Source organism: Streptococcus sp. BS35b (assembly GCF_000286475.1).
Lineage (GTDB): Bacteria > Bacillota > Bacilli > Lactobacillales > Streptococcaceae > Streptococcus > Streptococcus oralis_W.
This window is the reverse complement of the sequence record NZ_ALKH01000004.1, coordinates 1-22,821: the sequence shown is the minus strand read 5'-3', so window position 1 is coordinate 22,821 and position 22,821 is coordinate 1. Positions and strand designations below refer to the sequence as shown.

Genomic DNA, 22,821 nt, shown 5'->3' with positions numbered 1-22,821 from the left:
ACCGAGATGATTTACAAGAAATTTAAAGGAATGTGAAAAATTTTTTCTATGAAAATTTTAATTGTAGAAGATGAAGAGATGATCCGTGAGGGGATCAGTGACTATTTGACGGATTGTGGTTATGAAACCATTGAAGCAGCAGATGGACAAGAAGCTTTGGAAAAATTTTCCAGCTATGAAGTTGCTCTAGTACTGCTGGATATCCAGATGCCCAAGCTTAATGGCCTCGAAGTCCTAGCTGAGATTCGTAAAAGCAGTCAGGTTCCTGTCCTGATGCTGACCGCCTTTCAGGATGAAGAATACAAGATGAGCGCCTTTGCCTCTCTGGCAGACGGCTATCTGGAAAAGCCCTTTTCTCTCTCTCTTTTAAAAGTGAGGGTAGATGCAATTTTCAAGCGCTACTACGATACGGGACGAGTCTTCTCTTATAAGGATACCAAGGTAGACTTTGAGAGTTATAGTGCAAGCCTCGCAGGTCAAGAAGTGGCTATCAATGCCAAAGAGTTGGAAATTCTGGACTATCTGGTGAAAAATGAAGGCCGGGCCTTGACTCGTTCTCAGATAATTGATGCGGTCTGGAAGGTGACAGATGAGGTTCCCTTTGACCGTGTCATTGATGTCTATATCAAGGAACTGCGGAAAAAGCTAGACTTGGATTGTATCCTCACTGTGCGCAATGTTGGTTATAAATTGGAGCGAAAATGAAACGAACAGGTCTATTTACTAAAATATTTATCTATACCTTCTCGATTTTTAGTGTTCTGGTTATTTGTCTTCATTTAGCTATTTATTTTCTCTTTCCATCGACTTATCTGAGCCACCGTCAGGAAACCATTGGTCAGAAAGCGACAGCTATTGCCCAGTCCCTAGAAGGAAAGGATAGGCAAAGTATCGAGCAAGTGTTAGATTTGTATTCCCAGACCAGTGATATCAAAGGGTCCGTTAAGGGTGAGATGACTGAGGACAAGTTAGAGGTTAAGGATAATTTTCCACTAGATACAGCTCGCCAGACAACCTCACTCTTCATTGAGGAACGCGAGGTAAAAACGCAAGATGGTAGCACTATGATTCTTCAGTTTCTAGCTTCCATGGATTTGCAAAAAGAAGCAGAGCAGATCAGTCTCCAGTTTCTTCCCTATACCTTGCTGGCATCCTTTCTGATTTCCCTATTGGTGGCCTACATCTATGCTCGGACCATTGTTGCACCGATTTTGGAAATCAAGCGAGTGACCCGTCGGATGATGGATTTGGATGCCCAAGTGCGATTGCGTGTAGATTCTAAGGATGAGATTGGTGATCTCAAGGAACAAATCAATAGCCTTTACCAGCATCTCTTGACTGTCATTGCGGACTTGCATGACAAGAATGAAGCTATTCTCCAGCTGGAGAAGATGAAGGTTGAGTTTCTTCGAGGGGCTTCTCATGAATTGAAAACACCTCTGGCCAGTTTGAAAATCCTGATTGAGAATATGAAAGAAAATATCGGTCGCTATAGAGATAGAGACCACTATCTGGGAGTTGCCTTGGGGATTGTGGATGACCTCAGTCATCACGTTCTCCAGATATTGTCTCTTTCTTCTGTTCAGGAATTGCGAGAGGAGAAAGAAAAGGTTGACCTCCTTCAGATGACGCAAAGTCTAGTCAAGAATTATGCTTTACTAGCCAAGGAGAGAGAACTTCAGGTAGACATTAACCTAACCCATCAGCAGGCATACATAAACCCATCTGTCATGAAACTAATCCTATCGAATCTCATCAGTAATGCTATCAAGCACTCCACTCCAGGTGGCCTGGTCTACATTGGCGAGAGAGAAGGAGAACTCTTTATCGAGAATAGCTGTAGTCCTGAAGAACAAGAACAATTGGCCCAGTCTTTTTCTGGAAATGCTAGTCGCAAGGCCAAAGGTTCGGGGATGGGACTCTTTGTGGTCAAAAGTTTATTAGAACATGAGAAATTGCCTTATCGTTTTGAAAGGCAGGATGATCGCTTGACTTTCTTTATACGCTTTCCTAGAGTTAGCCAAGATTAAAAAAGAAAAGGGTTACATCAATCGGATTAGAAGAAATTCAATCTAAAGTATGGGAAAAACTAGCTTTTTTTATCAAAAAGTGATAAAATGAACAATGTAAATGGGTTGACCCATAAAAATATACAGGAGGCCTGATAAAATGGCAATCGTTTCAGCAGAAAAATTTGTCCAAGCAGCTCGTGACAACGGTTATGCAGTTGGTGGATTTAACACAAACAACCTTGAGTGGACTCAAGCTATCTTGCGTGCAGCAGAAGCTAAAAAAGCTCCAGTTTTGATCCAAACTTCTATGGGTGCTGCGAAATACATGGGTGGTTACAAAGTATGTAAACTTCTCATCGAAAACCTTGTAGAATCAATGGGAATTACTGTACCAGTTGCTATTCACCTTGACCATGGTCATTATGAAGATGCACTTGAATGTATCCGAGTTGGTTATACTTCAGTTATGTTTGACGGTTCACACCTTCCAGTTGAAGAAAACCTTGAAAAAGCTCGTAAAGTTGTAGAATTTGCTCATGCAAACGGCGTATCAGTAGAAGCTGAAGTTGGTACTATCGGTGGTGAAGAAGACGGAATCATTGGTGATGGCGAATTGGCTCCAATTGAAGATGCTAAAGCAATGGTTGCAACTGGTATTGACTTCTTGGCAGCTGGTATCGGTAACATCCACGGTCCTTACCCAGCAAACTGGAAAGGTCTTCACCTTGATCACTTGCAAAAATTGACAGAAGCAGTTCCAGGCTTCCCAATCGTATTGCATGGTGGTTCAGGTATTCCTGATGACCAAATCCAAGCAGCTATCAAACTTGGTGTTGCGAAAGTTAACGTTAACACTGAATGCCAAATCGCATTTGCTAACGCAACTCGTAAATTTGTTGCTGAATACGAAGCAAACGAAGCAGAATACGATAAGAAGAAACTCTTTGACCCACGTAAATTCTTGAAACCAGGTTTCGAAGCAATTACAGAAGCTGTTGAAGAACGTATCGACGTATTTGGTTCAGAAGGTAAAGCTTAATCTAGCCGAACAATACAGATAGAACCTGCCCATTAGGCAGGTTTTTTGGTGTTCTAGGGAGACTATTAAACCAGAATTTTTGATTAAAACTATTATTTTAAGAGAGAAATATCGAATTTCATAATCTTCAGGCAAACGCTTGCATTCCATTTTTTATTGGACTATAATAGGTTGGTATAAAGCCTTCTGTAATAATAAAATGTAGAGGATTTAGAAAGTAAGGATTTAGAATATTTGTAGTCTTTCTATTCCTTACGATAGGGAGAGATTTATGGCAATGATAGAAGTGGAACATCTTCAGAAAAATTTTGTGAAGACAGTAAAGGAGCCGGGGTTAAAGGGGGCTTTGCGTTCCTTTATTCATCCTGAAAAGCAGACCTTTGAAGCGGTCAAGGATTTGACCTTTGAAGTTCCAAAAGGCCAGATTTTAGGATTTATCGGAGCAAATGGTGCTGGGAAGTCGACAACCATCAAAATGCTGACAGGGATTTTGAAACCGACATCTGGTTTTTGTCGGATTAACGGCAAGATTCCGCAGGACAATCGCCAAGACTATGTCAAGGATATTGGAGTAGTTTTTGGACAACGCACCCAGCTATGGTGGGATTTGGCACTGCAAGAGACCTACACGGTCTTGAAAGAAATTTACGATGTGCCGGACTCGCTCTTTCACAATCGCATGGACTTTTTGAATGAGGTCTTGGATTTGAAGGACTTTATCAAAGACCCCGTGCGCACTCTTTCACTGGGGCAACGGATGCGAGCGGATATTGCGGCTTCCTTGCTCCACAATCCTAAAGTTCTCTTTTTAGATGAGCCGACTATTGGTTTGGACGTTTCGGTCAAGGACAACATTCGTCGCGCCATCACCCAGATCAATCAAGAGGAAGAGACCACCATTCTCTTGACCACTCACGACCTGAGTGATATTGAGCAACTCTGTGATCGGATTTTCATGATTGACAAGGGGCAGGAGATTTTTGATGGAACGGTGAGTCAGCTCAAGGAAACCTTTGGCAAGATGAAGACTCTCTCCTTTGAACTGCTACCAGGTCAAAGTCATCTCCTTTCTCACTATGAAGGCCTGCCTGATATAACCATTGATAGACAAGGAAATAGCCTTAATATTGAATTTGATAGTTCCCGCTACCAGTCAGCTGATATTATCAAGCAAACCCTGTCTGATTTTGAAATCCGTGATTTGAAGATGGTGGATACGGATATTGAGGATATTATCCGTCGCTTCTATCGGAAGGAGCTTTAAGATGGTCAAATTGTGGAGACGTTATAAACCCTTTATCAATGCAGGGATTCAGGAGTTGATCACCTATCGAGTCAACTTTCTTCTCTATCGGATTGGCGATGTCATGGGGGCTTTTGTGGCCTTTTATCTCTGGAAAGCAGTCTTTGATTCTTCGCAAGAGTCCTTGATTCAGGGATTCAGCATGGCAGATATCACCCTCTACATCATCATGAGTTTTGTGACCAATCTTTTGACCAAGTCAGATAGCTCTTTTATGATTGGGGAGGAGGTCAAGGATGGCTCCATTATCATGCGCTTGCTGCGACCCGTGCATTTTGCGGCATCTTATCTCTTTACCGAGCTTGGGTCTAAGTGGTTGATTTTTATCTCTGTTGGACTGCCCTTTTTAAGTGTAATTGTCTTGATGAAAGTCTTATCGGGGCAAGGTATTGTAGAAGTGCTGGGTTTAACTGTTCTATATCTCTTTAGCTTAACGCTGGCCTACCTGATTAACTTTTTCTTTAATATCTGCTTTGGTTTTTCAGCCTTTGTGTTTAAAAATCTTTGGGGTTCCAATCTACTTAAGACTTCCATAGTCGCCTTTATGTCTGGGAGTTTGATTCCCTTAGCTTTCTTTCCCAAGGTTGTTTCAGATATTTTGTCCTTCTTGCCTTTCTCATCCTTGATCTACACTCCAGTCATGATCATTGTTGGAAAATACGATGCTAGTCAGATTCTTCAGGCATTCGTTTTGCAGTTTTTCTGGCTCTTAGTGATGCTTGGCTTGTCTCAGTTGATTTGGAAACGAGTCCAGTCATTCATCACCATTCAAGGAGGTTAGTATGAAAAAATATCAACGCATGCATCTGATTTTTATCAGACAATACATCAAGCAAATCATGGAATACAAGGTGGATTTTGTGGTTGGTGTTTTAGGTGTTTTCCTGACCCAAGGCTTGAACCTCTTATTTCTCAATGTCATCTTTCAACATATCCCATCGCTAGAAGGATGGACTTTTCAAGAAATCGCCTTTATCTATGGATTTTCCTTGGTTCCCAAGGGACTGGACCATCTCTTTTTTGACAATCTCTGGGCTTTAGGTCAACGACTGGTGCGAAAAGGGGAGTTTGATAAGTATCTGACGCGTCCAATCAATCCGCTCTTTCATATCGTCGTTGAGACCTTTCAGATTGATGCCTTGGGTGAACTCTTGGTCGGTGGCATTTTACTAGCGACTACGGTTACTAGCATTGCTTGGACTCTTCCCAAATTCCTGCTTTTCCTAGTCTGCATTCCTTTTGCGACCTTGATTTATACTTCTTTGAAAATCGCGACAGCGAGTATCGCTTTTTGGACCAAGCAGTCTGGCGCCATGATTTATATTTTCTATATGTTTAATGACTTTGCTAAGTACCCGATTTCTATTTACAATTCCCTTCTTCGTTGGTTGATTAGTTTTATCGTGCCTTTCGCCTTTACAGCCTACTATCCTGCCAGCTATTTCTTAGAGGACAAGGATGGGCTCTTTAATATCGGTGGTTTGATGTTGATTTCCCTCGTCTTCTTTGTCATTTCTTTGAAACTATGGGACAAGGGTTTAGATGCCTACGAAAGTGCGGGTTCGTAAAAGGAAGAAACTCAAAGCCTTGTCTCAGGACAGGCTTTGTCTAATTAAGATGAAAATTTCTTGACATCTATTCTCAGAGTGCTATACTAAAAGGGTAATCGCCGATTTAGCTCAGTTGGTAGAGCAACGCACTCGTAACGCGTAGGTCACAGGTTCAAGCCCTGCAATCGGCAAAATCAAGAAGTCCAAACGGGCTTCTTTTTTTGTAAATATAGGAAAGGTGGAACGTTTGAGATAGGTTCTATTTGACGTCTGTGCCTCCTGCTTATAAATAAAAACTAAAATTTATATTTTGTGGTATAATATATTTTAATAAGCGCTTGTTTTCGTTCCGTTTTAGTGGACTATAGGCTGTTAATCATTCTAGAATTTTTTGCATAGGTTTTCTAAAAATTATAAAAATCCGTGGATAATAACGAATGAAGTCTAGCAAGCTTGGCTGAATATAAATCAAAAAGGAGAGAATTATGAATAAGAAAGAATGGGTAAAACAATTTGAGGAGGCGAATGGCCGCAAGCCGACTGCATCAGAATTAGCAGAGGCGCAGTCAACTAAAAAGTTTGCGAGAGGAACTAGAAACATTAAAATCTATATTGGGTTAGTCCTCGGTATTTTGGTTGCTATAATCCTAGTAAGTGTTTTCTCGCATTCTTTGATTGGAAAGAAAGAGTCAAATCAAGCATCGTCTGCTGTTTCAACTACAGAGTCAACAAGTCAATCGTCTACAAGCCAAGGAAAAACAGATGAGACTGATAAGGATAAACAAGAGGAAATTCAGAAACTCAAGAATCAACTGACTGCTTTAGATACCAAAATTACTGAAGCAGAAGCACTTGTTAGCAAGTTGAAGAAAGAAACTACCGTTCCAAAACTAGATATTGAAGCAATCAAGAACAATGATCTGTCTAGTTTAGAAGGTACTTGGCGTAGTCAATCTGGTAATGAATACATTATTAATGATTCTGGAGAAGTACGTGCGACTTGGTTTGCAAATGATCAAAAGTACGAATCTGTAGTTGGATTAAAGGTATCAAAAGGACAAGATAGTCGTAACCCTGAGACAGCGTCTATCAGTGCATGGGTAAAAGATTCTGTTGCTGGAGGATTTGTAGTAGTAGCTGTGCCAAGTGGAGTTGTTATGCAACCTGCTGATGACGGAAAGATTACAGATAAAAGCAATCATGCTGAGGAAAGACTACTTTCTGGGCAAGAGTATGGAGCGATGTTAATGAAACCAGAAGATGTTTATTATCGTGTGAAACCAGATACCAGTAAACTTGAGGAAGCAGAAAAGAACTTAGCTAAACTACAAGCAGATCGTGAATCAATCAAATCTTCTCTAGAGTCAAAGGAAAAGAAAAACTAGATTGTATTCGTTCAAAAATACTGTTACAATCGGCAGAATCAAGAAGCCCAATTAAGGCTTCTTTTTTTGTTGTCGATAATATTCAACCACTTAGACTGAGATAGAGACCAGATAGGCAAAAGAGGTTGTTCTGGGGGAAACCCTCTGCTATAATGATTTTTGTAAGGAACGTGAAGAGTTGGTGTCAGACAACTCGAGTTCCTAAAAAAGAAAATGGAGACAAAAAATGAAAAAATTATTGGGACTTGTATTCTTAGTAGCAGCAGCGCTAGTATTGTATTTCGGCTCAGTTGGATGGCCAAGTTTGGATGTCAACCTCTGGTCACTCATTCCGGTAGGATTGTTCCACTATTTCACGCTAGAAAACGTTTTGAAAAAAGACTACAAAGCCAGTCTCATGTGCTTGATCATTGCCTTTATCATTGCAAATGCTATCTTGGATCTCTTGCCAATTTCAAGTGGTTTGGTGATTGGTGCCGGTGTGCTAGCTTGTGTAGGGTTTGGCTACCTCTTTCCTGATAAAGATAAACAAGAAGATAAATAAAAAGTCTCGAGATTTCTCGAGACTTTTTTACTGACCAGAGTAATATTTTTGGATCCCCTTTACGATGCCTGCGACCAGTTTATCTTGGTAGTGGCTATCTCTGATTTGTTGGTTTTCGGAGAAATTATCCATATAACCAAGCTCTAGGAGAACGGCTGGTTTTGCTGTTTCGCGTAGGACAGCAAAGCTGCTCTCCAACAGACCAGCATCCTTAGCTCCTGTTTCTGCTAGAAGAGAGGAGTGGATGGCAGCGGCGAGGCGTTTGCTTTCACTCATACGATCAGGGTGATTGTGCCAGTATTGATTAATCTTACTTGGATAATCAGGTTCATCTCTATAGGAGTAGGTTTGAATACCGCTCGCTTTTGAGTAGGTATTACCAGTAGCGTTGAAGTGAATACTGATAAAAATATCAGAGTTGGTCTTATTAACCATACGAGAACGTTCGGTAACAAAATCAACGTCAATATCACTATCACGAGAAGTGAGGACCTTGTATCCTAGTTCTTCTAACTTAGTACGAAGCTTACGGTAAATCTGCATGTTGAGATCTTTTTCAGCTACATTGTAGTAAAAGGCACCTGAATCTTTACCACCATGCCCAGGATCTAGGAAGATAGTATTGCTGTATTGACCTTTTGTAAATCCACCTTCAGTTGAAACTTCAGAAATCCATTGGCCATATTTTTGGAACAAGTGTTCCTTGCCGTCTATCTTGTAAGTTCCTGAAACATAATGTCCACTATCGTCCAGATAGTAACGAGCCTTGTAATAGTCGTCGTAAATCCACTCATTCTTGGCCATATAACCGCCAGACTTGAGGTAGTATGCTCCAATCCACTCCTGATTTGCATAACGGCCATCCGCTTTTAGATAGAACCAGCTATTGTAGGATTTATCAAAAATCCACTCTTTTTCCGCCATGGCTCCACTGGCTTTGAGGTAGTAGCTTTCTTTCCATTTATTGGAAAGCATGACTCCATTTTGTTCAAAAGCATACCAAGAACCATTGATTTTCTCCCATTTGTCTTGGCTATATTTCCCATATGCATTAGCGTAATACCAATTTTCATTGATTCTCACCCAAGAGTTTTCTGCCATGGCTCCGCTACTGTCAAGCAGGTAGGCACCAATTGTTGTCTGGCTGAGCATCACGCCGTTTTTATCAAAGTAGTACCAAGAACCGTTGATTTTCTCCCACTTGTCTTGCGAGATTCTGCTAGATGGTGTGACATAATACCAATTTTGGTCTAATTTAATCCAGCCCTTTTCTGCCATAGCTCCGCTTTTTGTGAGCAGATAGCCGTCAACGGCAGTGTTGCTGAGCATACTTCCAGTTTGATCAAAATAGTACCAAGAACCATTGATTTTTTTCCAAGTGTTCAGAGCTAGTCGTCCAGAGGAATCAGCATAATACCATTGGTTGTCCAAATTGGTCCAGCTATTTTCTACCATAACCCCATCTTGGTCAAAGGCATAGCCTTTGTAGATAGTAGAATGAAGACGATTACCATCTTGATCGAAGTAGTACCATTTGCCTTGGATTTGTTTCCAGTTCAAAGCAGGCTTATCATCTTGGTAAAAGCGCCAGTGGCGATTTTCTTGGTACCATCCTTCTTTTTTGGGCTTGTCTTCTTGCACATCTACTTTCGGAAGAACTTCTGATTTAGAGTTTTCCTCAACACTTGATTCTTTCTTTTCTTCTTTGGCAATTGCTTCCTTGACAGCAGATGTGGATTGAGTTGTGTTTTCTTCTCCTAAGACGGATACGGGTGCTAATCCTGCGATTGAAAGGATTAAAGCACTGGTCAGTAGTATCTTTTTCACTTTCTATTTCCTAACTTTTTCTTTTTCCTTTTTTCATTTTTCCTATTAATTATCGAATTGAACTTCTTCTACTAAGTATTCGATAAAGCGTTCACCCATCTTAGACAGGCTGGTTTTTTCATGCTGGATATAGACTAGTTCAATCGGGTCGTCAATGTCCAGTGGAATGGAAACGATATTGTCTCCGTTGAGGTTGCTGTTCAAAATCCCTGTCGCAATGGTATAACCATCTAAACCAATCAAGAGATTAAAGAGGGTGGCACGGTCACTGACCACGATGGATTTCTTGTGGTGCTCTTGTGAAAGAATCTCCTCTGAAAAGTAGAAGGAGTTGTGCGTCCCCTGGTCATAACTCAGATAAGGGAAGTCTTCCAAATCAGCCAGTTTGACCTTGTCTTTTTTAGCTAGAGGGTTGGTCTTGCTGATAAAGATATGGGGTTGAGCGGTAAAGAGGTGGTGCGCTAGCAGGTGATTGTCATCCAGCATTTTCGTTAAAACATCGCGGTTGTAGCTGTTTAAAAAGAGGACACCGACCTCGCTACGGAAGTTCTTGACGTCATCGATAATCTCCCAGGTCCGAGTTTCACGAAGGAAGAGCTCGTATTTTTCCATATCACTCTTCTTGAGCAGAGAGACAAAGGCATTGACTACAAAGGCATAGTGCTGAGAAGAAACGCTGAAAAGTTCGCGGTGGGCGACAGGATTTTTATAGCGTTCCTCCAGAAGCTGAGTTTGCTCGACAACTTGACGAGCGTAGGAGAGAAACTCCATCCCATCACGAGTCAAGGTAATGCCCTTGGGATTGCGGATAAAGATTTCAATGCCCATTTCATTTTCCAAGTCTCGAACGGCATTAGAGAGACTGGGTTGAGTGATAAAGAGTTGCTTGGCTGCTTCATTCATAGAGCCAGTTTCGACGATTTTGATAATATAGTGTAGTTGTTGAATTCTCATGTTTTTATTGTACCACACTTGCGGAAGAATGGGCAATGAAGACGAAGAAAATAGGGGGAAAGAGCCGGTCCAGTATTGAAAAAAAGTCTAGAATCTGCTAAAATGGAAGCTATGAAAACATTCTATGATGTGCAGCAATTTCTCAAACAGTTTGGCATTATTGTTTACATGGGGAAGCGCTTGTATGATATTGAACTGATGAAGCTCGAACTCTCTCGGATCTATGATGCAGGTCTGATGGACAAGCTAGACTATCTAGAGGCGGAAGCTGTTCTTCGTAGAGAGCACAAGATAGAATTAGACTATATTGAGAAAAATGGAGAAATGAACTAATGGTTACTTGGATTTTGTGGGCACTTATACTGGCAATGGTGGCATGGATGGGCTATAACTACCTTCGTATTCGTCGTGCGGCTAAGATTGTAGACAATGCCGAATTTGAAGCCTTGATTCGGAAAGGGCAATTGATTGATTTGCGCGACCCAGCAGAATTTCACAGAAAACATATCCTCGGAGCCCGCAATATTCCTTCAAATCAGTTGAAGTCAAGCCTTGCAGCCCTTCGCAAGGATAAACCTGTCCTTCTCTACGAAAACCAACGTGGACAACGAGTGACTAATGCAGCACTTTATTTGAAAAAACAAGGTTTCTCTGAGATTTATATCCTTTCTTATGGATTGGATTCTTGGAAAGGGAAAGTGAAGACGAGCTAACATTCTATTAAAAACTGTCGAATGATAGATAAAGCTTGCATTTTATGGTATCATCATTTATATTAATTTTAAGGAGATTTTATAATATGAATTCACAACAAAAGAAAAAACCTTCACTTATTTTAGGTATCTTATCTATTGTGCTCGGTTTGCTATCTCCAATAGTGGGTCTGATTTTAGGGATCATAGGATTGGTCTTGGCTTTTTCATATCAAAAAGAGTCACAATTAGACTATAAAACAGAAAAGATTCTCAATATCGTAGGACTTGTAGTTTCTGTCCTTAACTGGATTGCAGCCATCGCATTAGTTTTTAGATAAGCAAAAAAGAAAAAAGCTTTAAATTTAAAGCTTTTTTCTTTTATCCACTTTTCTCTAAGTATTTTTTAATCTTCTCTAATTCTTTTTGGTTTAAGAATCGGTATAGCCCTTCTGCAAGTTCTGAATCTAACGTAAAATCACCGAACTGAACTCGTTTGAGAGAGACCACCTTGACACCGACTGAGAGGAACATTTTTTTAACCTGATGAAACTTGCCCTCAGAGATAGTGATGGTGGCCCGGCTCTCTGTTGGGCTTGAGGACAGAATTTCGAGCTGAGCAGGTTTACAAGTGGTCCCATCTAAAAAGACAATCCCATCTTTGAATTTTTGGATATGTTCTGGTGTGAGCAGTCCGTTGACCATCACTTGATAGGATTTATCGACATGGTACTGGGGATGGAGGAGTTGAAAACCAAGAGGTCCATTGTCTGTCAAAAGCAGCAGTCCCGTCGTATCTCGGTCTAGTCTGCCGATAGCATAGAGCTGGTCAGACTGGATGTCAGGTGGGAGTAGGTCCATGACGGTTGGAAGGTCCTTATCCTTGCTAGCTGTAACGCTTCCGTTTGGCTTATGAAGCATGAGGTAGGTGTGCTCGTATCCTTGAATCTGCCGTCCTTGAAAGACTAGTTTCTGCAATCCAGTATCGATATTTTGAGAGAGCGAGCGAGCTGGACAATCGTCCACTAGGATTTCTTTTTTCAAAAGTGCCTGTTTCATAGCCTTGCGGCTGACCTTTTCGTGGGCTAATAATCTATCTAAACGCATACCAGCTTATCTTATCATAAGTCTCTGACTTTGAAAAGAGTTGCCTTGACTAGAAAAGCAGAGTGAAAACATTTACACTTAGCTGAACTGTGATTTTTGAATGAGACTGTGGTATAATTGTCCAGTTAGAAATAAAAATTTAAAATATTAGAGGAAATCATGACAAAATTAAGAGAAGATATCCGTAACATTGCGATTATCGCCCACGTTGACCACGGGAAAACAACCCTCGTTGACGAATTATTGAAACAATCTGAAACTCTTGATGCACGTACTGAATTGGCAGAGCGTGCTATGGACTCAAACGATATCGAAAAAGAGCGTGGAATTACCATCCTTGCTAAAAATACAGCCGTTGCCTACAACGGAACTCGTATCAATATCATGGACACACCAGGACACGCGGACTTCGGTGGAGAAGTTGAGCGTATTATGAAAATGGTTGACGGTGTTGTCTTGGTCGTAGATGCCTACGAAGGAACCATGCCACAGACTCGTTTCGTATTGAAAAAAGCCTTGGAACAAGACCTTGTCCCAATCGTGGTTGTCAACAAAATCGACAAACCATCAGCTCGTCCAGCAGAAGTAGTGGATGAAGTCTTGGAACTCTTCATCGAGCTTGGTGCAGATGATGACCAGCTTGATTTCCCAGTTGTTTATGCTTCAGCGATTAACGGAACATCTTCCTTGTCAGATGATCCAGCTGATCAAGAAAAAACAATGGCGCCAATCTTTGACACCATTATCGACCATATCCCAGCTCCAGTAGACAACTCAGATGAGCCTTTGCAGTTCCAAGTGTCACTTTTGGACTACAATGACTTCGTAGGTCGTATCGGTATCGGTCGTGTCTTCCGTGGTAGTGTGAGGGTTGGAGACCAAGTTACCCTTTCTAAACTAGATGGTACAACGAAGAACTTCCGTGTTACAAAACTCTTCGGTTTCTTTGGTTTGGAACGTCGTGAAATCCAAGAAGCCAAAGCGGGTGATTTGATTGCTGTTTCCGGTATGGAAGATATCTTTGTTGGTGAAACCATCACACCAACAGACGCCATTGAACCTCTTCCAATCCTTCACATTGATGAACCAACCCTTCAAATGACCTTCTTGGTGAACAACTCACCATTTGCTGGTCGCGAAGGAAAATGGGTGACTTCTCGTAAGGTTGAAGAACGTTTGCAAGCTGAGTTGCAAACAGACGTATCTCTTCGTGTAGATCCAACAGACTCACCAGATAAATGGACAGTTTCAGGACGTGGGGAATTGCACTTGTCAATCCTTATCGAAACTATGCGTCGTGAGGGTTATGAACTTCAAGTATCTCGTCCAGAGGTTATTGTAAAAGAAATCGACGGTGTTAAATGTGAGCCATTTGAACGTGTTCAAATCGATACTCCAGAAGAATACCAAGGATCTGTTATCCAAAGCCTTTCTGAACGTAAGGGTGAAATGTTGGATATGATTTCAACTGGTAATGGTCAAACTCGTTTGGTCTTCCTTGTTCCAGCGCGTGGTTTGATCGGATACTCAACTGAGTTCCTGTCAATGACTCGTGGTTACGGTATCATGAACCATACCTTTGACCAATACTTGCCATTGATTCCAGGAGAAATTGGTGGACGTCACCGTGGTGCCCTTGTTTCTATCGATGCTGGTAAGGCTACAACTTACTCAATCATGTCTATCGAAGAACGTGGTACCATCTTTGTTAACCCAGGTACTGAGGTTTACGAAGGAATGATCATTGGTGAAAACTCTCGTGAAAACGACTTGACAGTGAACATCACCAAGGCTAAACAAATGACCAACGTACGTTCAGCTACTAAGGACCAAACAGCGGTTATCAAGACACCTCGTATCTTGACACTTGAAGAGTCTCTTGAGTTCTTGAATGACGATGAGTACATGGAAGTAACGCCTGAGTCTATCCGTTTGCGTAAGCAAATCCTTAACAAGGCAGAGCGCGAGAAAGCCAACAAAAAGAAAAAATCAGCTGAATAAGAGCTAGAAAGAGATAAAGATGGTCTATTTAATCATAGGGATACTCTTATTACTACTCTATGTATTTGCGACACCTCAAAGTATTAAAGGAACAGTCAACATCGTTATCTTGGTCTTTGTAGTTGTTGCACTCTTGATTTTGCTGATGTTGTCCATCTTGCAAATCTTCCAATTACCGACAGAATTCTTTGTCACAATCGCCATGCTGGCTCTAGCTTACTTTAGCTTGAGAGACATTACGCTCATGTCAGTAAAAAAGAACAAAAGAAGATAAATAGAAAGAGAGCTATGGCTCTCTTTTTCGATGTCAGAATGAGGACTAGGGCATTTTCGTTTAGTATTATTTCCATAAAAATGGTAAAATAGTAGGAGTAGAAATGGAGTTTGAGACATGAAAGTAATCAATCAGTTTAAAAATAAGAAAGTCCTTGTTTTAGGTTTGGCTAAGTCTGGTGAGTCTGCAGCCCGTTTGTTGGACAAGCTGGGTGCTATTGTGACAGTAAATGACGGCAAGCCTTTTGAGGAAAATCCTGCCGCTCAAGGCTTGCTGGAAGAGGGAATCAAGGTTGTCACTGGTGGGCATCCTTTGGAATTGTTGGATGAAGATTTCGCTCTGATGGTAAAAAATCCAGGTATCCCTTATAGCAATCCGATGATTGAGAAGGCTCTGGCAAAGGGAATTCCAGTCTTGACTGAGGTGGAGTTGGCTTACTTAATCTCAGAAGCGCCAATTATCGGTATCACAGGCTCAAATGGGAAAACAACCACAACGACTATGATTGGGGAAGTTTTGACTGCTGCTGGCCAACATGGTCTCTTGTCAGGGAACATCGGCTATCCTGCCAGTAAGGTTGCTCAAACTGCAACAGCCAAGGACACACTTGTCATGGAACTTTCTTCTTTCCAGCTGATGGGTGTTCAAGAATTTCATCCTGAGATTGCGGTTATTACCAACCTCATGCCCACTCATATCGACTACCATGGTTCTTTTGAGGCCTATGTGGCAGCTAAGTGGAATATCCAGAACAAGATGACAGCAGTTGATTTTCTTGTTTTGAACTTTAACCAAGACTTGGCAAAAGAATTGGCTACCAAAACACAGGCTACTGTTGTACCATTTTCAACAAAGGAAAAGGTTGATGGAGCCTATCTTGCAGATGGTCAACTCTATTTCCGTGGGGAAGTGGTCATGGCAGCTAGTGAAATCGGAGTTCCAGGTAGCCACAATGTAGAAAATGCCCTTGCGACTATTGCTGTAGCCAAGCTCCGTGGCGTGGACAATCAAACCATCAAGGAAACTCTTTCAGCCTTTGGTGGTGTCAAACACCGTCTCCAATTTGTGGATGAAATTAAGGGGGTCAAATTCTATAACGATAGCAAATCAACCAATATCTTAGCGACTCAAAAAGCCTTGTCAGGATTTGACAACAGTAAGGTTATCTTAATTGCAGGTGGTTTGGACCGCGGCAATGAGTTTGACGAATTGGTGCCAGATATTACTGGGCTCAAGAAGATGGTTATCCTCGGTCAATCTGCAGAACGTGTCAAACGGGCAGCGGATAATGCTGGTGTGGCTTATGTAGATGCGACAGATATTGCTGATGCGACCCGCAAAGCTTATGAGCTCGCGACTCAAGGAGATGTGGTTCTCCTCAGTCCTGCCAATGCTAGCTGGGATATGTATGCTAACTTTGAAGTACGTGGAGATCTTTTCATCGACACAGTAGCGGAGTTAAAGGAATAATATGAAAAAAATTGTCTTTACAGGTGGGGGGACGGTTGGACATGTCACCCTCAACCTTTTGTTAATGCCCAAGTTCATCGAAGACGGCTGGGAAGTTCACTATATTGGTGATAAACACGGAATCGAACACCAAGAAATCCTCAAGTCAGGCTTGAATGTAACCTTCCACTCCATTGCGACTGGGAAGTTGCGTCGTTATTTCTCTTGGCAAAATATGCTGGACGTCTTTAAAGTTGGTTGGGGAATTGTTCAATCGCTCTTTATCATGTTACGACTGCGTCCACAGGCTCTTTTTTCTAAGGGAGGATTTGTCTCTGTACCGCCGGTTATCGCAGCGCGAGTGTCAGGCGTACCAGTCTTTATTCACGAATCGGACCTTTCTATGGGCTTGGCCAATAAAATTGCCTATAAATTTGCAACCAAGATGTATTCGACATTTGAGCAGGCTGCTGGGCTCGCAAAAGTCGAGCATGTGGGAGCAGTGACCAAGGTTTCAGACCAAAAAACTCCTGAACCAGATGAATTGGTGGATATCCAAACCCACTTTAATCCTAAATTGCCAACGGTATTGTTTGTCGGTGGTTCTGCAGGTGCCCGTGTATTTAACCAATTGGTGACAGATCATAAGCAAGAACTGACAGAGCGCTACAATATTATCAATCTCACTGGAGATTCAAGCCTGAACGAGTTGAGCCAAAATCTCTTTCGTGTTGATTATGTGACGGACCTCTATCAACCCTTGATGGAAATGGCAGATGTGGTGGTGACGCGTGGTGGTGCCAATACGATTTTCGAACTCTTGGCCATGGCGAAACTCCATCTCATCGTACCATTGGGTCGTGAAGCAAGTCGAGGAGACCAGATTGAAAATGCAGCCTACTTTGTTAAGAAAGGCTACGCAGAAGAACTTCAAGAAAGTGACTTGACCTTGGAAAGCTTGGAGGAGAAACTCAGTCACTTGCTTAGTCACAAGGATCAGTACCAAGCTAGCATGAAGGAATCAACTGAATTGAAATCTCTTGCGGATTTTTACGATTTACTAAGAAAAGACCTATCATAAGGAATATCAATGTCAAAGGATAAGAAAAAAGAATCAAACCCTAAGAAAGAATTGTCTGAATGGCAGAAACGAAACCAGGAATACCTGAAAAAAAAGGCTGAGGAAGAAGCTGCCCTAGCTGAGGAGAAGGAAAAGGAAAAACAAGCTCGAATGGGGAAAAACTCTAAGTCGTTAGAGGAAAGTAAGAGGTCATCAAGTGATTCCGACCAGAACGAAACTGTTCCAGACGAAGAATCATCCGAAAAAGAAGAAAAATCTCAAAAGGATGATCCTAGAGTCAAAGAAGAAAAGAAGAAAAAAGAAAAACCAGAGAAACCAGCCAAGCCTAAAATTGCACCTGTTCATATTTGGCGAGCTGTGAGTATCTTGGTACCGAGTGTCCTGGCCCTCCTTCTTTCAGTCTATTTGTTGACCCCGCTGTCGACCATCAAAAATATCGATGTTAAGGGAAATAGTAACACACAAGCGGATGACATCAAACAGGCTTCTGGAATTCAAGATAGTGACTATACCTTAGCTCTATTGTTGGATAAGGAAACATACGCTGAGCGAATCAAGTCGAATCATTGGATAGAATCGGCGAATATTGACTATCAATTTCCGACTAACTTTACGATTGAGGTTAAGGAATTTGATATTGTCGGTTATTATGTGTCTGGTGAAGAGTATTATCCAATTCTTTCTAGTGGTGCGGTTGAGTCAACTCCTGTAAATCGCTTAAACTTGCCTGAGACTTATCTGACAGTTACCTTTAATGACGAGCAACAGGTGAAGGAACTGATCACAGGATTATCTACCATCAGTGAGGATATCAAGAGTCAAATCCAGAAAATCGAATTAGCGCCAAGCAAGGCAACAGCAGATCTTTTAAAAATTACTATGCTGGACACAGATGAGGTTTTGGTTCCCTTGTCAGAATTGAGCAAGAAATTGCCTTATTACAGCAAAATCAAGCCACAATTGACAGAACCGAGTGTGGTCGATATGGAGGCTGGAGCATACAGCTATACCATAGCGGATAAGCTAATAGAAGAAGCAGAAGAAAAAGCCAAACAAGAGGCTAAGGAAGCTGAGAAGAAAAAACAGGAAGAAGAAAAGAAAAAACAAGAAGAACAGGGAAATCAAAGTCAAACGAGCCAGCAGTCACAGAGTCGTTAGACTAACTTTTTCTCTTGATTTTTGAATGGTATAGAAGTCCAGTTTCGAGTTTTTGCTTGACAAGTCCTACTATAAATAATAGAATAGAAAAAAACCTTTAAAGCAGTCCAGAGAGGCAGCTAAGGTTAGACGGTGAAAGGGTGCACTCTACCCATTTTTCGTGGAACCTTGCTGTTGGCAGGTTCCTTTTTTCGTGGTTTGTTTTTGACCATACTCTCTTGTTCGTAAAGGTAAAAGGAGAAAAGTATGCGTGAACATCGTCCAGTTATTGCTCTTGATTTTCCTAGTTTTGAGGCAGTCAAGGAATTTTTATCTCTTTTCCCAGCAGAAGAAAGTCTTTATCTAAAAGTAGGGATGGAACTTTATTATGCGGAAGGTCCGGAAGTTGTCCGTTATTTGAAGTCACTGGGGCATAGTGTCTTTTTGGACCTCAAGCTACATGACATTCCAAATACAGTCAAATCTGCCATGAAGGTCTTGTCTCGGCTTGGTGTGGATATGACCAATGTTCATGCAGCTGGTGGTGTGGAGATGATGAAGGCTGCGCGTGAAGGTCTGGGGACACAAGCCAAATTGATCGCTGTGACCCAGCTTACATCAACGTCAGAAGCCCAGATGCAGGATTTTCAGAATATCCAAACCACTCTGCAAGAGTCTGTGATTCACTATGCCAAGAAGACAGCTGAAGCGGGCTTGGATGGTGTCGTTTGCTCAGCTCAGGAAGTGCAACTCATCAAGCAGGTCACCAATCCAGATTTTATCTGTCTGACACCAGGAATTCGTCCGGCAGGAGTTGCGGTTGGAGACCAAAAACGTGTCATGACGCCTGCTGACGCCTATCAAATCGGTAGTGACTATATCGTAGTGGGACGTCCTATTACCCAAGCTGAGGATCCTGTTGTAGCTTATCATGCTATCAAGGATGAATGGAACCAAGACTGAAATTAAAGAAATAGATTATAAAAACAAAAGGAGAATACTATGACACTTGCTAAAGATATTGCTAGCCACCTCTTGAAAATCCAAGCCGTTTACCTCAAACCAGAGGAGCCTTTCACTTGGGCATCTGGTATCAAGTCACCGATTTATACTGACAACCGTGTGACGCTTGCCTATCCTGAAACTCGTACCTTGATTGAAAATGGTTTTGTGGAAGCTATCAAAGAAGCCTTTCCTGAAGTTGAAGTGATTGCAGGAACTGCGACAGCAGGAATTCCTCACGGAGCTATTATCGCTGACAAGATGAACTTGCCTTTTGCCTACATCCGCAGCAAACCAAAAGACCACGGAGCTGGTAACCAAATCGAAGGCCGTGTAGCTCAGGGGCAAAAGATGGTTGTTGTTGAAGACCTCATTTCAACGGGTGGTTCAGTTCTTGAAGCCGTAGCAGCCGCTAAACGTGAAGGAGCCGATGTTCTTGGTGTCGTAGCGATTTTCAGCTATCAATTGCCAAAAGCAGATAAGAATTTTGCAGACGCTGGTGTTAAATTGGTGACACTTTCTAACTACAGTGAACTCATCCACCTAGCACAAGAAGAAGGTTATATCACGCCAGAAGGACTCGCTCTCCTAAAACGCTTTAAAGAAGACCAAGAAAATTGGCAAAATGCCTAAAACATAAAAAATCAGGTAGTCACTAGGATTATCTGATTTTTTATATGTGGGCAATAAAACAAAGCTCCCTAAAGGTAAAGGAGAATATAGGATAATGATAGAATGAGAGTCCTCTCTTTTTTGGGGCATATTCAGATAATCAGTTTGAAATTTCCAGACAAATTTTTTGAAAGGATTCTGAAAAAGAGGTAAGATAGTTTATGTAAGACAAAGTAAACGCTTACTTAACAAGGAGGACACTTTATGTCATATAAAACAAGCAATGCAGAAGGACCTGTAGATTTTATTAACACTTATGATTTGGAGCCAATGGCGCAACAAGTCATTCCTAAAGCTGCCTTTGGTTATATCGCTAGTGGAGCAGAGGATACTTTCACTTTACGCGAGAACATCCGTGCCTTTAACCACAAACTTATTGTTCCACATACACTTTGTGATGTTGAAAATCCAAGTACAGAGATTGAATTTGCAGGTGAAAAATTATCTTCACCAATCATTATGGCGCCTGTTGCGGCTCATAAATTGGCAAATGAGCAGGGGGAAGTAGCTACTGCGCGTGGTGTGCATGAATTTGGTTCTCTCTATACAACTAGTTCCTACTCTACCGTTGACCTTCCAGAAATTACAGAAGCCCTTCAAGGGACACCTCATTGGTTCCAATTTTACTTTAGTAAGGATGACGGGATCAACCGCCATATCATGGACCGTGTGAAGGCTGAAGGCTACAAAGCGATTGTCTTGACGGCAGATGCAACTGTAGGGGGCAATCGTGAGGTCGACAAGCGCAATGGTTTTGTCTTCCCCGTTGGTATGCCAATTGTTGAAGAATACCTGCCAGAAGGTGCTGGAAAATCAATGGACTTTGTTTATAAGTCAGCTAAACAACGCTTGTCTCCACGCGATGTCGAATTTATCGCTACATACTCAGGACTTCCTGTGTATGTCAAGGGACCACAATGCCGTGAGGACGTTGAACGTTCGCTTGCTGCGGGAGCTTCAGGTATCTGGGTAACCAACCACGGTGGTCGCCAAATCGACGGTGGACCAGCATCCTTTGACTCACTTCAAGAAGTGGCTGAAGCAGTTGATAAACGTGTGCCAATTGTCTTTGACTCTGGTGTTCGTCGTGGTCAGCACGTCTTTAAAGCCTTGGCTTCAGGAGCAGACTTGGTAGCTATTGGCCGCCCTGTGATCTATGGCTTGGCTCTCGGCGGTAGTGTTGGTGTGCGTCAAGTCTTTGAGCACTTGAATGCAGAATTGAAGACAGTCATGCAGTTATCTGGAACTCAGACTATTGAAGATGTCAAACACTTCAAACTCCGTCATAACCCATACAACCCAACCTTCCCAGTTGACCCTCGTGACTTAAAATTGTATTGATAAAGAAGATTACCTCCACTTGATGTGGAGGTTTTTCTTCGTGTATAGAAAGATTAAATCGTTATTAGAAACTATATAAATATATTTTTCAGTCAAATATCTTGCTAGGGCTTTCAGTTTCTGTTATACTGGTCCAGTAATAAAATAATAAAGACATTTGGGGTGCTTTAGGCTGAGATGATACCCATTGAACCTGATACAGTTAATACTGGCGAAGGGAAATGTGAAAAGGTTTTTTTCGTATGTTGAAAAGAACTGTCTAATCTTGTAAGGTAAACTCTAATTCTCGTTTGTAATTGGAGTTTTTTTGTTTATCAAAAGAGGATAGGCTTGACGGCAAGCATTTTGGTAGCTCTCCTTGAATGCCCCACTTTTCTTTGAAAAGGTCAAGTAAAACTAGGATTTTCTTGGTATTTTGTCGATTACGAACGAGTAAAGAGAGGAAAAGTAAATATGGAAACACAAGACTATGCATTTCAGCCAGGTTTGACTGTTGGAGAATTATTAAAAAGCAGTCAGAAGGATTGGCGGGCTGCAATTAATCATCGTTTTGTTAATGAACTTTTTGCGGGGACAATTGAGAATAAGGTCTTAAAAGACTACCTGATTCAAGATTATCATTTCTTTGATGCCTTCTTATCCATGCTGGGAGCTTGTGTAGCTCACGCAGACCAGCTTGAATCCAAACTTCGTTTTGCCAAGCAACTAGGCTTTCTTGAAGCAGATGAAGATGGTTACTTCCAAAAGGCTTTCAAAGAGTTAAAAGTAGCAGAGAATGACTATCTAGAAGTGACCTTGCACCCTGTAACAAAAGCGTTTCAGGAGCTAATGTATTCTGCTGTGGCTTCATCAGACTATGCTCATCTTTTGGTCATGCTGGTCATTGCAGAAGGTCTCTATTTAGACTGGGGTTCCAAAGATTTGGCTCTACCTGAAGCCTATATTCATTTGGAATGGATCAATCTCCACAGAGGTCCTTTCTTTACAGTGTGGGTTCAATTTCTGGTTGACGAACTCAATCGTGTCGGGAAAAATCGAGAAGATTTGACAGAACTTCAGCAACGCTGGAATCAAGCAGTTGCTTTAGAATTAGCCTTTTTTGATATCGGTTATGGATTATAGGACAGATTCAATACTTTTATGCAAATTAAAAGAATGAACAAACAAACTATATAAATATATTTTCCGGTCAAATATCTTGCTAGGGCTTTCAATTTCTGTTATACTGGTCCAGTAATAAAATAATAAAGACATTTGGGGTGCTTTAGGCTGAGATGATACCCATTGAACCTGATACAGTTAATACTGGCGAAGGGAAATGTGAAAAGGTTTTTTTCGTATGTTGAAAAGAACTGTCTAATCTTGTAAGGTAAACTCTAATTCTCGTTTGTAATTGGAGTTTTTTTGTTTATCAAAAGAGGATAGGCTTGACGGCAAGCATTTTGGTAGCT

23 protein-coding genes, 1 tRNA gene and 2 riboswitches are annotated in these 22,821 nt (G+C 41.5%); of the genes, 21 read left to right on the top strand and 3 right to left on the bottom strand.

Features of this window, described 5'->3' with window-relative positions:
- Nucleotides 1–48: 48 nt before the first annotated feature.
- The 9 genes from vncR (at nt 49) to HMPREF1149_RS05770 (ending at nt 7,833) form a co-directional block, all read left to right on the top strand.
- The gene (gene vncR, locus HMPREF1149_RS05810; RefSeq protein WP_000697936.1) at nt 49–705 is read left to right on the top strand and encodes a response regulator transcription factor VncR; all 657 of its coding nucleotides are present in this window, start codon (nt 49–51) and stop codon (nt 703–705) included.
- Complete coding sequence (gene vncS, locus HMPREF1149_RS05805) at nt 702–2,030, top strand: sensor histidine kinase VncS (RefSeq protein ID WP_000831367.1); 1,329 nt, start codon at nt 702–704, stop codon at nt 2,028–2,030. Before vncR ends, vncS begins: the two co-directional genes overlap by 4 nt.
- Before the next feature lie 139 nt (nt 2,031–2,169).
- The gene (locus HMPREF1149_RS05800; protein WP_001019007.1) at nt 2,170–3,051 is read left to right on the top strand and encodes a class II fructose-bisphosphate aldolase; all 882 of its coding nucleotides are present in this window, start codon (nt 2,170–2,172) and stop codon (nt 3,049–3,051) included.
- A gap of 271 nt (nt 3,052–3,322) precedes the next feature.
- Nucleotides 3,323–4,315, top strand: a complete 993-nt coding sequence (locus HMPREF1149_RS05795; RefSeq protein WP_001240805.1) for an ABC transporter ATP-binding protein — start codon at nt 3,323–3,325, stop codon at nt 4,313–4,315.
- A gap of 1 nt (nt 4,316) precedes the next feature.
- Nucleotides 4,317–5,135: an ABC transporter permease gene (locus tag HMPREF1149_RS05790; protein WP_000240153.1), complete on the top strand. Its 819-nt coding sequence runs from the start codon at nt 4,317–4,319 to the stop codon at nt 5,133–5,135.
- Between the two features lies 1 nt (nt 5,136).
- Nucleotides 5,137–5,922: an ABC transporter permease gene (locus tag HMPREF1149_RS05785; RefSeq protein WP_000760745.1), complete on the top strand. Its 786-nt coding sequence runs from the start codon at nt 5,137–5,139 to the stop codon at nt 5,920–5,922.
- Nucleotides 5,923–6,022: 100 nt separating this feature from the next.
- A tRNA-Thr gene (locus HMPREF1149_RS05780) sits at nt 6,023–6,095 on the top strand.
- Nucleotides 6,096–6,389: 294 nt separating this feature from the next.
- Nucleotides 6,390–7,289, top strand: a complete 900-nt coding sequence (locus HMPREF1149_RS05775) for a DUF6287 domain-containing protein (RefSeq protein WP_001034434.1) — start codon at nt 6,390–6,392, stop codon at nt 7,287–7,289.
- Between the two features lie 226 nt (nt 7,290–7,515).
- Nucleotides 7,516–7,833 (top strand): hypothetical protein, encoded by a 318-nt coding sequence (locus HMPREF1149_RS05770; protein ID WP_002879113.1) that lies wholly within the window; start codon nt 7,516–7,518, stop codon nt 7,831–7,833.
- A gap of 27 nt (nt 7,834–7,860) precedes the next feature.
- Here HMPREF1149_RS05770 and HMPREF1149_RS05765 read toward each other — a convergent pair whose 3' ends face one another.
- Together HMPREF1149_RS05765 and HMPREF1149_RS05760 are read right to left on the bottom strand one after the other, a co-directional pair.
- The gene (locus tag HMPREF1149_RS05765) at nt 7,861–9,660 is read right to left on the bottom strand and encodes an N-acetylmuramoyl-L-alanine amidase (protein ID WP_000722529.1); all 1,800 of its coding nucleotides are present in this window, start codon (nt 9,658–9,660) and stop codon (nt 7,861–7,863) included.
- Nucleotides 9,661–9,705: 45 nt separating this feature from the next.
- Nucleotides 9,706–10,614: a LysR family transcriptional regulator gene (locus HMPREF1149_RS05760; RefSeq protein WP_001222583.1), complete on the bottom strand. Its 909-nt coding sequence runs from the start codon at nt 10,612–10,614 to the stop codon at nt 9,706–9,708.
- Nucleotides 10,615–10,716: 102 nt separating this feature from the next.
- On the opposite strand from HMPREF1149_RS05760, the gene HMPREF1149_RS05755 reads away from it, so the two are divergent.
- The 3 genes from HMPREF1149_RS05755 (at nt 10,717) to HMPREF1149_RS05745 (ending at nt 11,647) form a co-directional block, all read left to right on the top strand.
- The gene (locus HMPREF1149_RS05755; protein ID WP_050540635.1) at nt 10,717–10,947 is read left to right on the top strand and encodes a YqgQ family protein; all 231 of its coding nucleotides are present in this window, start codon (nt 10,717–10,719) and stop codon (nt 10,945–10,947) included.
- Nucleotides 10,947–11,327, top strand: a complete 381-nt coding sequence (locus HMPREF1149_RS05750) for a rhodanese-like domain-containing protein (protein ID WP_000259264.1) — start codon at nt 10,947–10,949, stop codon at nt 11,325–11,327. Before HMPREF1149_RS05755 ends, HMPREF1149_RS05750 begins: the two co-directional genes overlap by 1 nt.
- A gap of 86 nt (nt 11,328–11,413) precedes the next feature.
- Nucleotides 11,414–11,647, top strand: coding sequence for a hypothetical protein (locus HMPREF1149_RS05745; RefSeq protein WP_001088141.1), 234 nt, complete (start codon nt 11,414–11,416; stop codon nt 11,645–11,647).
- 40 nt (nt 11,648–11,687) lie between these two features.
- Here HMPREF1149_RS05745 and HMPREF1149_RS05740 read toward each other — a convergent pair whose 3' ends face one another.
- Nucleotides 11,688–12,413 carry a 16S rRNA pseudouridine(516) synthase gene (locus HMPREF1149_RS05740; RefSeq protein WP_001235070.1) on the bottom strand — a complete coding sequence of 242 codons (726 nt, stop codon included), beginning with the start codon at nt 12,411–12,413 and terminating at the stop codon, nt 11,688–11,690.
- 159 nt (nt 12,414–12,572) lie between these two features.
- Here HMPREF1149_RS05740 and typA point away from each other — a divergent pair, with 159 nt between their 5' ends.
- The 9 genes from typA (at nt 12,573) to HMPREF1149_RS05695 (ending at nt 22,492) form a co-directional block, all read left to right on the top strand.
- Nucleotides 12,573–14,414 carry a translational GTPase TypA gene (gene typA / locus HMPREF1149_RS05735; protein ID WP_000164120.1) on the top strand — a complete coding sequence of 614 codons (1,842 nt, stop codon included), beginning with the start codon at nt 12,573–12,575 and terminating at the stop codon, nt 14,412–14,414.
- A 19-nt stretch (nt 14,415–14,433) separates the two neighbouring features.
- Nucleotides 14,434–14,688 (top strand): DUF3165 family protein, encoded by a 255-nt coding sequence (locus HMPREF1149_RS05730; RefSeq protein WP_000262664.1) that lies wholly within the window; start codon nt 14,434–14,436, stop codon nt 14,686–14,688.
- A gap of 117 nt (nt 14,689–14,805) precedes the next feature.
- Complete coding sequence (murD, locus tag HMPREF1149_RS05725) at nt 14,806–16,158, top strand: UDP-N-acetylmuramoyl-L-alanine--D-glutamate ligase (protein WP_000864670.1); 1,353 nt, start codon at nt 14,806–14,808, stop codon at nt 16,156–16,158.
- A gap of 1 nt (nt 16,159) precedes the next feature.
- Complete coding sequence (locus HMPREF1149_RS05720; RefSeq protein WP_000724801.1) at nt 16,160–17,218, top strand: UDP-N-acetylglucosamine--N-acetylmuramyl-(pentapeptide) pyrophosphoryl-undecaprenol N-acetylglucosamine transferase; 1,059 nt, start codon at nt 16,160–16,162, stop codon at nt 17,216–17,218.
- Between the two features lie 9 nt (nt 17,219–17,227).
- Nucleotides 17,228–18,376, top strand: coding sequence for a cell division protein FtsQ/DivIB (locus HMPREF1149_RS05715; protein ID WP_000031115.1), 1,149 nt, complete (start codon nt 17,228–17,230; stop codon nt 18,374–18,376).
- A 246-nt stretch (nt 18,377–18,622) separates the two neighbouring features.
- The gene (gene pyrF, locus HMPREF1149_RS05710) at nt 18,623–19,318 is read left to right on the top strand and encodes an orotidine-5'-phosphate decarboxylase (RefSeq protein WP_001206749.1); all 696 of its coding nucleotides are present in this window, start codon (nt 18,623–18,625) and stop codon (nt 19,316–19,318) included.
- 39 nt (nt 19,319–19,357) lie between these two features.
- Complete coding sequence (gene pyrE / locus HMPREF1149_RS05705; protein WP_000170918.1) at nt 19,358–19,990, top strand: orotate phosphoribosyltransferase; 633 nt, start codon at nt 19,358–19,360, stop codon at nt 19,988–19,990.
- A gap of 243 nt (nt 19,991–20,233) precedes the next feature.
- Entirely contained in the window at nt 20,234–21,370 is a 1,137-nt protein-coding gene (lctO, locus tag HMPREF1149_RS05700) for an L-lactate oxidase (protein WP_000120743.1), read from the top strand.
- Between the two features lie 148 nt (nt 21,371–21,518).
- Nucleotides 21,519–21,607: riboswitch (TPP riboswitch) on the top strand.
- Between the two features lie 216 nt (nt 21,608–21,823).
- Nucleotides 21,824–22,492 (top strand): TenA family protein, encoded by a 669-nt coding sequence (locus HMPREF1149_RS05695; protein WP_000449835.1) that lies wholly within the window; start codon nt 21,824–21,826, stop codon nt 22,490–22,492.
- Between the two features lie 123 nt (nt 22,493–22,615).
- Nucleotides 22,616–22,704: riboswitch (TPP riboswitch) on the top strand.
- Nucleotides 22,705–22,821: the final 117 nt, after the last annotated feature.